The following is a 12,134-nucleotide window of genomic DNA, read 5'->3' on the forward strand; positions in this document are numbered from 1 at the left end:
TACCGCCGCAGATTAACGCCCTAAACTCTGGAGAACCGCTGTGACTACCGCCGCTCCCCCAACCGCTGCCCCTGGCGCTAAAACCCTGAAGCCATCTGTCTTTTGGCGCTTGGCGGAGGACATTCCCCGACCGCTCAGCCTGGGCTTGATGACCCTGTCGATCGTGGTGCCGTTTGGCCTGTGGTGGCTGCTGGCCAGTCTAAACCTGACCGATCCGCGCTTTTTGCCGGGGCCGATTGAGGTGGCTCAGGCCCTAGGACGGCTGTGGACCGATGGATTTCTAATGGAGGACACCGCTGCTAGCCTGATGCGGGTGACCCTCGGTTTCTCGGCGGCGGCGCTGGTGTCGGTGCCCATCGGCATTGCCATGGGGGCCTTTGCCAGCATTCGTGCGCTGCTGGAGCCGATTGTGGGGGTGGTTCGCTATATGCCGGCCCCGGCCTTTATTCCCCTGCTGATCATCTATTTGGGCCTGGGGGAAGAGCCGAAGATCATGCTGATTTTCATTGGCACCGTGTTCTTTAACGTGCTGATGATTATGGATGCGGTGAAGTTTGTGCCCAAGGATCTGCTGGAATCGACCTATACTCTGGGCGGGCGACGGCTCCAGGTGTTGTTCCAGGTGATCACCCCCTATGTGGTGCCCAACATTATCGACACGTTTCGCATCAACATCGCGACGTCCTGGAACCTGGTGGTGGTGGCGGAACTGGTGGCGGCGGAGGCGGGGCTGGGACGGCGGATCGTCCAGGCCCAGCGGTTCTTCCGCACAGACGATATTTTTGCCTGTCTGATTGTGCTGGGGGTAATTGGCTTCACCCTGGATCTATCCCTGCGCTACTTGATGAAGCTCACCTGCAAGTGGGCGGTGGATTAGGCAATAGTCCACTGGTCTGTCGCGCTGATCTGGCTGGTGGGCAGTGCCCACCCTACGGTTCACTGGTGGGCACTGCCCACCCTACGGTTCACCCACCCCCTCACCCTTCACTCATCCACCCCCTACCCCTCACCCCCTACCCCTCACCCATCATGCATTTAGAACTCAACAACCTCCGCAAACAGTTCGACACTCGCCAGGGGCCGGTGCTGGCGCTGGATGACATCAACATGCACGTAGAAACGGGCGAATTCGTCTGCGCGGTGGGGGCGTCGGGATCGGGTAAGTCTACCCTGCTGCGGCTGGTGGCGGGGCTGGATAGTCCGACCCGCGGAGAGATTACGGTGGACGGTCAGCCGGTGACGGGGCCGGGGGCTGACCGGGGCATGGTGTTCCAGGGCTATACCCTATACCCCTGGATGACGGTGCAGAAGAATGTGGAGTTTGGCCTGAAGCTCCAGGGGGTGGGCCGCCGGGAGCGACGAGAGCAGGCGTCTTATTACTTAGATGTGGTGGGGTTGACCCGGTTTGCCCAGGCGCTGCCCAAGGCGCTGTCGGGGGGGATGAAGCAGCGGGTGGCGATCGCCCGCACCCTGGCCGCCCAACCCAAAATCATGCTGATGGATGAACCCTTTGGGGCCCTGGATGTGCAGACCAAGGAAACCATGCAGCAGTTTATGCTCGACCTGTGGAACCGCACCGGGGTGAGCATTTTGATGATTACCCACGATGTCGATGAGGCGGTGTTTTTGGCCCAGCGCATCTATGTGCTGACGGCTCACCCCGGCACCATTCAGCGGGAGGTGTTTGTGGATTTGCCGGGCGATCGCACCTATGCAATTCGCCGCGATCGCGCCTTTCAGGACACCCGCGAAGGCATCATGGACCTGCTGCGGGGAAAACCGGCTCCGGCCCTGGTTGGTTGATTTAGTTAGGGTGGGCACTGCCCACCCTACAGCTAAACAAGTGTTGGTTTGATGGTGGGCGGTGCCCACCCTGCGCGTACTGATGGGGAGAGTATCTAGCCATGGTTTCGAGTCTGCCGCTGCGGTCAACAACCGATCCCCAAGGGTCGTCGCCAGGTCTCCCCGAGACCCACGGGCTGCCCGATCGCTTTTTGCTCACCGCCGACCACTACACCAATCCTGCCTGGATCCCAATCGAGCAGCGGGCCATCTTTCGCCGCACCTGGCTCTACGCGGGCGACAGCGAAGGGCTGCTACCGGGGATGGTGTGGGCCAGGACGGTGGCGGGGACTCCTCTACTGATCACTCGAGATCATGAGGGCGAACTAAGGGCCTTTTACAACCTCTGCCCCCACCGGGCGGCGATTTTGTCGCCCCCGGCGGGCATTCACCCCTGCCAAAAGCTGGTGTGCCCCTACCACGCCTGGGTCTACGACCTCTCGGGCAACCTGACCGGGGTGCCCTCTCAGGATCAGTTCCCGCCGTCATTTCAAAAGGAGGATTTCGCCCTGCGATCGCTGCGGTTAGAGACCTGGTCGGGCTTTATGTTCGTCTGCTTTGACGACGCTGCCCCGCCCCTGGTGGAGTTTCTAGGCAGCATCCCCCAACACCTGGGTCAGCACCGCACCGCCGCCACCCACCCCCTGGTGGCCAAGCGATACACCGTGGCCTGCAACTGGAAGAACTACCACGACAATACGCTGTGTGATTACCATGTGGCGATCGCCCACCGCACCACCCTGCACCTGGTGCAGGGGCCGATTCGCCGCTACCAGCACCAGCTCGAACCCTTCGTCAACCTGCTCTACACCCCCACCACCGCCGACTGGCAGGCCGAAAACTCCATCTTGCCCACCCTCCAGGGCCGCAGCCGCGACGGATTTTTTACCTACGGCATCTACCCCAACCTGCACCTGCTGGGGCTGCCCAACGGCCTGCTGGCCTGGCTGCACATCGAGCCGCTCACCGTCGAGTCTTGCCAGGTTTCCCTGGAGATCTACGGCGACCCTGAGTTTTGCCCGCCCAAGGAAACTCTGCTAGCCGAATTTGAAGCCTTTATGCAGGAGGACATGGTGCTGACCGAAAGCGTGCAGCAGGGCTACGCCAGCGGTGCCTACACCCCTGGCCCAGTGAATGGTTTGGAATCGCGGATCATTCACCAGCAGCAGCTGATTTGGAATGCCCTGGCCGCCGCTGGGGGGGCTGATTAGCGGTATGAATAGGCTGGGCAAAACACCGTTTGCCCCTACGCGGAACCCTGGTGGCACACCTTCACCCACCCACCCTTCTACCCTCCCACCCATCCACCCTCTCACCCATCCACCCGCCTACCCTCCCACCCCCCTCCCCATGCCCCCCAACCCCTTCCTCGGCGTCTGGCAGCGCCGCTCTATTCAGTTCGACCAGGGCCCGGTCGAAACCAGCCAGTCGGTGCTGTGGATCCAGGCTGAAACTGACTTTGCCGATGTGCGCAGTGCCCCCTTTGCCGGGCGGCTGACGCCGGAGCGGTACCGGTCCATGGACTGGCGATCGCGCTTTGACGCCGACCTGCTGGGCTTTGCCGGTACCTTTAGCTGGACAGAGGATCCTCCCACCTGCACCTGGCACCATCGCTTTGCCCTGACTCCCCGCCAGTGGCCCGACACCAGCCGCTACCAGTGGCTCGATGCCGACAATTTTGTGGAACAGGGCACCTGCGAGGATGACGGTGGCAAGGCTCATCCCTTTGTAGAACACTGGTGTCGTATTCACCCTGGCCCGGTGCGGGGGCGGCACCTAAACCAGGAGCAGCGCCAGGGGCAGGCTCTGGTGGCCGGGGACTGGGCGGTGGTGGTGCATCACTGGGGGGCGCGCAGCGAAAAATCGTTCCAGGGCGACCCGCTTCAGGATGGTGAGACCTTCTCAGCTTTTTCGGCAACGGCCTGGCAATGCCGCCAGGGCACCTGGCAACCCCAGTTTGGTACCGAGGCCAGCCTGGGCAGCCCGCCCCAATGGACCCCTATGGATTGGGAGTGAGCTGCGATCGCGCCCTTCGCCGGGGACATGGTTATCAAAAATTCACCCAGAGCTTAATTAAGTCTTGAGACAGGACGATTTCGCTCACTCTCGGTGTAGGTTAAACCAAAATTCCAGTCCAGCAGTGAAGTTTTGCCGGTGGGAAACTCCAGATCCCGGGCTGGACCTGGCTATACACCTCCATGAGCTCTAAAGTCTTACCCGGCCAAAGTTACCCCCTAGGGGCCACCGTCTATGCGGTGGGGGTGAATTTTTGCCTCTATTCCAAGCATGCCACCGGCATCGAGCTGCTGCTGTTTGAGGCCGACGATCTGGCCCAGCCCAGCCGCGTTATTACCCTCGACCCGAAGTGGAACCGCACCTTTTACTACTGGCACCTGTTTGTGCCGGGGCTCAAGAGCGGACAGATCTACGCCTACCGCGTCCACGGCCCTTTCGACCCGGCTCGCGGCCACCGCTTCGACGCCACCAAGGTGCTGCTCGACCCCTACGCCCGCGCCATCGTCGGCGACGACACCTACGATCGCGCTGCCGCCATTGGCCCTGGCGACAACTGCGCCACCGCCCTCAAGGGGGTGGTGGTGGATACTCGCAACTACGACTGGCAGGGCGATCGCCCCTTGCACATTCCCTACTCCAGCAGCATCATCTACGAAATGCACGTGGGCGGCTTTACCCGTCACCCCTCCTCGGGGCTACCCGACGAGCAGCGGGGTACCTACGCCGGGCTGATCGAAAAAATTCCCCACCTGCAGGCGCTGGGTGTCACCGCCGTGGAACTGCTGCCCATTCACCAGTTCGACACCCAGGACGCTATGCCCGGCCTGGAGAACTACTGGGGCTACAGCACCCTGGGCTTTTTTGCCCCCCACCGGGGCTATAGCTCCCGCAAAGACCCCCTGGGGCCGGTAAACGAGTTTCGCGACCTGGTCAAGGCGCTGCATCGGGCAGGGATTGAGGTGATTCTCGATGTGGTGTTCAACCACTCGGCGGAGGGTAACCACGAAGGCCCCACCCTGAGCTTTAAGGGCATCGACAATAAGACCTACTACATGCTCGAAGACAACCCCATCTACTACTCCAACTACAGCGGCTGCGGCAATACCCTATCACCCAACCACGCCGTGGTGGGCCGCATGATCCTCGACAGCCTGCGCTACTGGGTATCTGAGATGCATGTGGATGGCTTTCGCTTTGACCTGGCCTCGGTGATGTCGCGGGATGTGGGGGGCAAACCCCTAGAGGACCCGCCGATTCTGTGGAACATTGAGTCGGAGCCGATTTTGGCCGGCACCAAGATCATCGCCGAGGCCTGGGATGCGGCGGGGCTGTACCAGGTGGGCAGCTTTATCGGCGATCGCTTTGCTGAGTGGAACGGCCCTTACCGCGACCATGTGCGCCAGTTCATCAAGGGTGATACGGGGTGTGTACCTGACCTGGCGGCCCGGATTTTGGGCAGCCCCGACATTTACCAAAAGCCTAACCGCGAGCCCAACCGCAGCATTCACTTTGTCACCTGCCACGACGGGTTTACCCTCAACGACCTGGTGTCGTACAACCAGAAGTACAACGAGGCCAACGGCGAGTACAACCGCGATGGCACCGACGCCAACTACAGCTGGAACTGCGGGGTAGAGGGGTTCTCAGCCCCGCCCGAGGTCGATCAGCTGCGCCAGCGGCAGATCAAGAACTTTCTCACGCTGCTGTTTATGGCCCAGGGCACGCCCATGCTGCTGATGGGCGACGAGGTGCGCCGTACCCAGCGCGGCAACAACAACGCCTACTGCCAGGACAACGACATCAGCTGGTTTAACTGGGATGCAGTGGAGAAGGAACAACCGCTGCTGCGCTTTACCCAGGGGCTGATTCACCTGATTCAGAATCTGAAGGTGTTTCAACTGGAGCACCTGCTGCGGGTGACCAACACCTGGCACTACGAGCCCCACATCATCTGGCACGGCACCGCTCTCAACCGACCCGACTGGTCCGAAAGCTCACGCACCCTGGCCTTTACCCTGCGCTACCCCGACGCCAAGGAGCAGATCCACGTCATGCTCAATGCCTACTGGGAACCGCTGATGTTTGAGCTGCCGGGGCTGGGGCCGCGTGACCGCTGGCACCGCATTGTCGATACATCGATGGCCCCGCCGAGGGACTTTTGCTACCCGGAAGAGGCCCCGGTGTTTGAGAGCGATCGCTACCCGGTCGGGGCGCGATCGTCTGTAGTGCTCATGAGCCGAGCGCAGGGGTAAGGCTTTTAGTGGGAAAGCGAGCCGCTCACTCGTACTGGCACTGGTCTGCTACCTCACGGTGCCTTCAATCGCCCGATTTCAGGCTAGCCATGGCTACTGTACCGCTCACCGATCCTATTTCCCTAGAGCTGACGCCGCTTCCACGGATGGCTTTGGATGAGCTGTATCACTTTCTGCAATATTTGCAGTTTAAGTATGGGGTAGATTTAGAGCCTGCTCTAGAAGCGATCGAGGACGAAATTGATACCTTTGACGCCGATGTAGCCCTCTAGGAGTCAGGAGAGGTTTCACTCAGCAGCCTCAAGCAAGAGCTTCAGCTGCAATGAGCCACTAGATGGGGTAGCGCTGGTAGTGAGGGTTATCTAAGGTAGGGCATCGGCGCGATATTTATGAGGAACCGTAACTAATCGCCCCTGCCTCCAGGCATTCGTAGTAAGCTTTCAGCAAGCTAGGGGTGTCCGAACTTTCGGACTGAGATCATACCCTCAGAACCTGACCTGGTTAATACCAGCGGAGGGAAGCGTTGCTTGCGGTAGCCAGCCGAAACGACGACCATAGTAGCGTTCTGGAGAATTTTCTGGAATCGGGGCGAATCTTCAGCAGGTAGCTGGGGTTTGTCTGCGATCGCTCCATCCGTCTCGGCCCTACCCAGCCATACCTGCCCTTTTCCCCTCAGGCCAACCCTCTAGCGCCACATCAGAGGTAAACCCATGAGAACAGAATGGATTGCTAAGCGCCAGGGCCACACCAACCGGTCCCAGATGCACTACGCTCGCCAGGGCACCCTCACCGAAGAGATGGCCCACGTCGCCCAGCGGGAAAACCTGCCCGCCGACCTGATCCGCGATGAAGTAGCGCGGGGGCGCATGATCATCCCGGCCAACATCAACCACCCGAATTTGGAGCCGATGGCGATCGGCATTGCGGCCAAGTGCAAAGTCAACGCCAATATCGGCGCATCGCCCAATTCGTCGGATATCCACGAAGAGGTGGCCAAGCTGCACCTGGCGGTGAAGTACGGAGCCGACACCCTGATGGATCTGTCCACTGGGGGCGGCGATCTCGACGCCATTCGCACCGCCATTATTCAGGCGTCGCCCATCCCCATTGGCACCGTGCCGGTGTACCAGGCGCTGGAAAGCGTCCACGGCAACATCGAGAACCTCACTCCTGATGACTTTCTGCACATTATCGAGAAGCACGCCCAGCAGGGGGTGGATTACCAGACCATCCACGCCGGGATTTTGATTGAGCATTTGCCGCTGGTGCGCGATCGCATCACCGGCATCGTCTCCCGTGGCGGCGGCATCCTCGCCCGCTGGATGCTGCACCACCACAGACAAAACCCCCTCTACACCCACTTTGACGACATCATCGAGATCTTCAAGCGCTACGACGTGTCCTTTAGCCTGGGGGATTCCCTGCGCCCCGGCTGCCTGCACGACGCCACCGATGCCGCCCAAATGGCGGAACTCAAAACCCTGGGCCAGCTCACCCGCCGCGCCTGGGGGCACGACGTGCAGGTGATGGTGGAGGGCCCCGGCCACGTGCCCATGGACCAGATCGACTACAACGTCAAAAAACAGATGGAGGAATGTGCCGAAGCCCCCTTCTACGTGCTAGGGCCGCTGGTCACCGACATTGCGGCGGGCTACGACCACATCAGCTCCGCGATCGGCGCAGCCCTGGCAGGCTGGAGCGGGGCGGCCATGCTCTGCTACGTGACCCCGAAGGAGCACCTGGGCCTGCCCAACGCCGAGGACGTGCGCCAGGGACTGATCGCCTACAAGATTGCGGCCCACGCGGCAGATATTGCGCGGCACCGGCCTGGGGCGCGCGATCGCGACGATGCCATGTCCCACGCCCGCTACAACTTCGACTGGAACAAACAGTTCGAGCTGTCGCTGGATCCTGAGCGCGCTAAAGAATACCACGACGAAACCCTGCCCGCCGACATCTACAAAACCGCCGAGTTCTGCTCCATGTGCGGCCCCAAGTTCTGCCCCATGCAGACTAAGGTCGATGCCGACGCGCTGACGGAACTGGAAAAGTTCCTGGCGAAAGAAGCGGCTAGCGTATAACGAGCCGCCGGTCTGGGCAGGGGTCAATCAGTCCTGCATTTGCCGTCGAAAATCCTCGGCCTTTTTGGCATCGGGGATTTCGGCGGCAAGGCGGGTGACTAGCTCCTGGGGCGAAAGATTGGGAAAATCGGCCAGGGTGTCGTCAACCAGGTAGTTGCCCATGGGGCCAATGCAGCGGGTCAGGGTTTGTCGGCAGCGGTGGATGAACTCTGGGCTGGGGCGTTCGCCGCTGGGGGCTGCCGCAGACGGTGCCTGGCCGGACTGTGGTCCGGAAAAGCCCTGGGAGGCCGGACCTGAACTAATCGGAGGGCTGCTGACTACCCCCTGCAGACGGCTGACAAAGTCACTGGCCTGGCGACCATCCGAAAGCTGACTGGCCAAAATTTCGACAAACTCCCCAGGGGTAGCCTGGGGATACTGGTCAATCATTTCTTCGACAATCATGCTGGCCATAGGGCCAATGCAGCGGGCCAGCTCCTGGCGGCAGGTGGCAATAAACGAGGGGTCGTGCGACTCGGAGGGGACAATGCTGGGATCGGCCGCGGTGGGGGCCTCGGAGCGATTGATAGTCTGCTCCCAACTCGGCTCAACCACCAGGAGCGAACTGGGCGAAACGGCGGCGGCCAGCGGGGTGAGGCGCTCCACCACGGCGGCGGCGCTTTGAAAGCGGGCCTTTGGCTTTTGCTGAATCAGCTGGGTGAGAATGGCCCTGAGCGGTTGGCTCACCTGAACGTGGGACTGCCAGCACCACTCCAGGGTCGTCTGGTCGATCAGGTCGCGGGGATAGCGGCCCGTCAGCAGCACGATCGCAGTTACCCCCAGGGCATAGAGGTCGCTGCACGGAAAACACTGCCCCAGCTGAATTTGCTCGGGGGGCGAGTAGCCAAATTTGCCTACCATGGTGGCAGGCTGGGCCTCGTTGGGGGTGGCCATGTTGTCGGAGAGCAGCGTGCTGATGGCGTCGCTGACCAGACCAAAGTCAATCAGCACCGGCAGGTTGCGATCGCGGCAGTACATGATGTTGTCAGGCGAAATATCGCGGTGCACGATATTCAGCCCGTGGAGGTAGTCCAGCACCTGCAGCATCTGCATCAACCACTGAATCACCTCCGCCTCTGAAAAGGCGCTGCTCTGCTGGCGACGCTGCTTGATCAGTTGCGAGTAGGGCACCCCGTCGATGTATTCCTGCACAATGAACAGCCGATTGCGCTGGGTAAAGCAGGCCAGAAACTTGGGCACCTGGGGGTGGTCGAGCTGGTAGAGGGTTTTGGCCTCCCGCTTGAATAGATCCAGGGCTTTTTGCAGATTGTTGGCCGTTTTTTTGGTTGGGAAAAACTCCTTCAGCACGCAGGCTTCCCCAAACCGCTGGGAGTCTTCGACCAGGTACGATCGGCCAAAGCCGCCCTGGCCCAGCACCCGCTGGACAATGTAGCGACCGCCGATTCTGCTGCCGGGGGGAACCAGCTGGCGATCGCCCTCGGCCTCGAAACCCGGTTCCACGGCAGGGTCCCTGACCGGGGATGGGCTTTCCGCTGCGCCAGCCCTGGGCAGCGCATGGACATGGTACGCGGGCACCAGATCCTGAATATTTTTGAGCTGCAGCGGCCCGGCAAAGGTGACGTCTAAATTGAGCCGGGCCTTAACCACGTCGTAGACAATTTTGGAAATGCAGAGGCCGCTGGGGTGGGCTTCGGTTTGCAGACGGGCGGCAATATTGACCCCGTTGCCCATGACATCGGACTGGCTAAAAAAAACGTCGCCCAGGTGAATGCCAATCCGGTGCAGCAGGGCTGGTTCGGCGTCGGTACTGGCATTGAGGCGGGCCAGTGCCCGCTGAATTTCTAGCCCACAGCTGACCGCCTGCACGGCACTGGCAAAATACATCAGCAGCCCGTCGCCGGTGGATTTCATCACCTTGCCCTCAAACTGATCGCAGAGGGTTTCCATCAACGCCTGGTCGCGCTGAAGCTGAGCGAGGGTGAGCTCCTCGTGTACCGACATGCGGGCGCTAAAGCCCACCGCATCAGTCAGCATGATGGCGGCCAGGGTGCGATGTCCGTGGGTTACACTCATCGGCTCCAAGGGATACTAAAGACGTTCGACCGTCAGGGGGCAGCGGTCTGGCACCGCTAACATAAAGTCACTTCAGCCGCCGTACAGCTGTTTCCTGACATATTTTTTGAGGGCTGACGATGCAGTAGCGAACACCCTTGATTTCCTGACATTTGCCCCGGCTGCGGCGGCAAACGGACTGACCCAACGGACTGACCCAAAGTACCAATTGAAAACAGCTGCGACCAAAGACAGTACCAGGCTTGATTTTAGCCTACCCGAATTCTGACTGGCACGGTCAACCGGCGACTGTCGCTCCCGCCCATCCAGGCGGCCAGATGGCGCTACCTGCGGCAGGTCACGGAGGGGCAAGGGTGAGCACGGCGGGCTGCTCCTTCAGGCGAGCTTCCAGGGGCCGCACTTTTTCGACCAGGGTAATCAGCTGGCTCAGGTCGGGCGGTGGAGCACTGGGGCTGTAGCCCGCATCCGCTGTCATGGCCGAGGGCGCATTTTTCATGGCCTGCTCGATGTACTGCTGTTGGTTGCGATCGACCTGGGGGCTAATTAAAACGGCTCCTGGCGGCACCGCCCGGGTGGCGTGCAGGATGCGAAAAGTACCGTCTGCGAACCCCCGGCGGTTCTGCTGAAAGTCCTCCTCTGACATGGCGCCCGCCGCCACCCGGCCCTCGGCAATCCACCCCAGGGCGGTGGCCGGGGTGGCCGCAAATTCAATGGTGCTCAGGGTGAGGCCGTAGAGGTCGTAGAGCGGCAGGTAGTAGCCCGTGGCCGACCCCGGCTCCCCCAGGGCGATCGCCTGATTGGCCAGCTCCCCCAGGGCCAGAAATCGGCTGTCGTCGCGCACCACCAGCACCGACTTCTGGTTGGGGGTGCCCAGGGTGGGAAAAATGGGCAGGTAGTTGGCTTCGGCGATCGCGATCGCCGCCAGGCCCGAGGGGGCAAACACCAGCGACCAGCGGGCCGCCCGCACCTGCTCCACGGCACGAATTTCGTTGAATACCGGTTCCAGCTCCACTACCGCCCGGAGCTGCTCGGCCAGGTAGGTCTGAAAGCGATCGTACTTCTCCAGGGAGCTGGCACCGTCGTCGTAGCTCACCAGCCCAATGGTCAGCCGCAGGGGCTGGTTGGTCCCACCGCCTCCGCCGCAGCCGCTGGCCTGCAGCAGCAGCGCCGCCATCAGGCTGACCAGACCCAATCTCAAAAACCGCTGCCATCGGCCCATGGTCGTTAGCCAAAAGTCCTTAGCCACAAGTCTCTAGCCAAAATAGTCGGGCTCGTTGCCCGGTGCCCACTTAATATTGCAGCCTATGCTGGGCTTCTGGTCGCCGGGCATGGCCTCTGCCGCCAGCACAGCATCGAGGGCGGCGCGCAGGTCCTTGCCCGTGACCGGGAGGTTGTTGCCGGGGCGGCTGTCGTCGAGTTGGCCCCGGTAGGCCAGGGTCTTGGCCTGGTCAAAGACAAAGAAGTCGGGGGTGCAGGCGGCGGTGTAGGCCTTGGCCACCGCCTGAGTCTCATCAAAGCAGTAGGGAAAGGTGAAGCCGAGTGCTTCGGCCTGGGCCTTGAGGTGCTCAGGGCCATCCTGGGGATGGGTCTGCACACTGTTGGCGCTAATCGTCACAATCCCTACCCCCTGAGGGCCGTAGTCCTGGCCAATGCGGGCCAGCTCCTGCTCCACATGCTTCACAAACGGACAGTGGCGGCAGATAAACATCACCAGCAGCGCTGGAGCATCGGCAAAGGTGCCCAGGGTAATGGTTTCGCCGCTGACCACATCGGTGAGTTCAAAGGGGGGGGCGGCGGTGCCCAGGGGCAGCATGGTAGATTCCACCATAGCCATGGGTTGAGTCTCCAGGGTGTGTTTTTGGGTTTCTCT

The 12,134-nt window shown here is 61.3% G+C and carries 10 protein-coding genes and 1 riboswitch; of the genes, 7 read left to right on the plus strand and 3 right to left on the minus strand.

Going from position 1 to position 12,134, the window contains the following annotated elements:
• Positions 1–40 precede the first annotated feature (40 nt).
• From NF78_RS16045 to thiC, 7 genes are all read left to right on the plus strand, one after another.
• A complete protein-coding gene (locus tag NF78_RS16045; protein WP_035987873.1) occupies positions 41–877 on the plus strand; it encodes an ABC transporter permease in 837 nt (278 codons plus the stop codon).
• A 152-nt stretch (positions 878–1,029) separates the two neighbouring features.
• The gene (locus NF78_RS16050) at positions 1,030–1,803 is read left to right on the plus strand and encodes an ABC transporter ATP-binding protein (protein WP_035987875.1); all 774 of its coding nucleotides are present in this window, start codon (positions 1,030–1,032) and stop codon (positions 1,801–1,803) included.
• A 101-nt stretch (positions 1,804–1,904) separates the two neighbouring features.
• The gene (locus NF78_RS16055) at positions 1,905–3,053 is read left to right on the plus strand and encodes an aromatic ring-hydroxylating oxygenase subunit alpha (RefSeq protein WP_225885313.1); all 1,149 of its coding nucleotides are present in this window, start codon (positions 1,905–1,907) and stop codon (positions 3,051–3,053) included.
• Positions 3,054–3,192: 139 nt separating this feature from the next.
• The gene (locus NF78_RS16060) at positions 3,193–3,858 is read left to right on the plus strand and encodes a hypothetical protein (RefSeq protein WP_035987877.1); all 666 of its coding nucleotides are present in this window, start codon (positions 3,193–3,195) and stop codon (positions 3,856–3,858) included.
• Between the two features lie 182 nt (positions 3,859–4,040).
• On the plus strand, positions 4,041–6,110 hold the full coding sequence (glgX, locus tag NF78_RS16065; protein WP_035987879.1) for a glycogen debranching protein GlgX: 2,070 nt from the start codon (positions 4,041–4,043) through the stop codon (positions 6,108–6,110).
• An 89-nt stretch (positions 6,111–6,199) separates the two neighbouring features.
• A complete protein-coding gene (locus NF78_RS28370; RefSeq protein WP_052050551.1) occupies positions 6,200–6,382 on the plus strand; it encodes a hypothetical protein in 183 nt (60 codons plus the stop codon).
• A 168-nt stretch (positions 6,383–6,550) separates the two neighbouring features.
• A riboswitch (TPP riboswitch) is annotated at positions 6,551–6,646 on the plus strand.
• Positions 6,647–6,820: 174 nt separating this feature from the next.
• Positions 6,821–8,191 carry a phosphomethylpyrimidine synthase ThiC gene (gene thiC / locus NF78_RS16070; RefSeq protein WP_035987881.1) on the plus strand — a complete coding sequence of 457 codons (1,371 nt, stop codon included), beginning with the start codon at positions 6,821–6,823 and terminating at the stop codon, positions 8,189–8,191.
• A 27-nt stretch (positions 8,192–8,218) separates the two neighbouring features.
• Here thiC and NF78_RS16075 read toward each other — a convergent pair whose 3' ends face one another.
• The 3 genes from NF78_RS16075 to NF78_RS16085 all read right to left on the minus strand — a co-directional run bounded on the left by NF78_RS16075 (position 8,219) and on the right by NF78_RS16085 (position 12,098).
• Positions 8,219–10,264, minus strand: coding sequence for a protein kinase domain-containing protein (locus tag NF78_RS16075; protein WP_052050552.1), 2,046 nt, complete (start codon positions 10,262–10,264; stop codon positions 8,219–8,221).
• Between the two features lie 337 nt (positions 10,265–10,601).
• The gene (locus NF78_RS16080; protein ID WP_225885314.1) at positions 10,602–11,510 is read right to left on the minus strand and encodes a phosphate/phosphite/phosphonate ABC transporter substrate-binding protein; all 909 of its coding nucleotides are present in this window, start codon (positions 11,508–11,510) and stop codon (positions 10,602–10,604) included.
• Between the two features lie 6 nt (positions 11,511–11,516).
• Positions 11,517–12,098, minus strand: a complete 582-nt coding sequence (locus NF78_RS16085; RefSeq protein ID WP_035989996.1) for a thioredoxin family protein — start codon at positions 12,096–12,098, stop codon at positions 11,517–11,519.
• Positions 12,099–12,134: the final 36 nt, after the last annotated feature.

The organism is Leptolyngbya sp. KIOST-1 (assembly GCF_000763385.1).
In the GTDB taxonomy this organism is placed as follows: Bacteria; Cyanobacteriota; Cyanobacteriia; order Phormidesmidales; family Phormidesmidaceae; genus Nodosilinea.

Coding starts and splice junctions, on each gene's coding strand:
- NF78_RS16050 (WP_035987875.1), top strand. CDS start 1,030: ATGCATTTAGAACTCAACAACCTCCGCAAACAGTTCGACACTCGCCAG.
- NF78_RS16055 (WP_225885313.1), top strand. CDS start 1,905: ATGGTTTCGAGTCTGCCGCTGCGGTCAACAACCGATCCCCAAGGGTCG.
- NF78_RS16060 (WP_035987877.1), top strand. CDS start 3,193: ATGCCCCCCAACCCCTTCCTCGGCGTCTGGCAGCGCCGCTCTATTCAG.
- glgX (WP_035987879.1), top strand. CDS start 4,041: ATGAGCTCTAAAGTCTTACCCGGCCAAAGTTACCCCCTAGGGGCCACC.
- NF78_RS28370 (WP_052050551.1), top strand. CDS start 6,200: ATGGCTACTGTACCGCTCACCGATCCTATTTCCCTAGAGCTGACGCCG.
- thiC (WP_035987881.1), top strand. CDS start 6,821: ATGAGAACAGAATGGATTGCTAAGCGCCAGGGCCACACCAACCGGTCC.
- NF78_RS16075 (WP_052050552.1), bottom strand. CDS start 10,264: ATGAGTGTAACCCACGGACATCGCACCCTGGCCGCCATCATGCTGACT.
- NF78_RS16085 (WP_035989996.1), bottom strand. CDS start 12,098: ATGGCTATGGTGGAATCTACCATGCTGCCCCTGGGCACCGCCGCCCCC.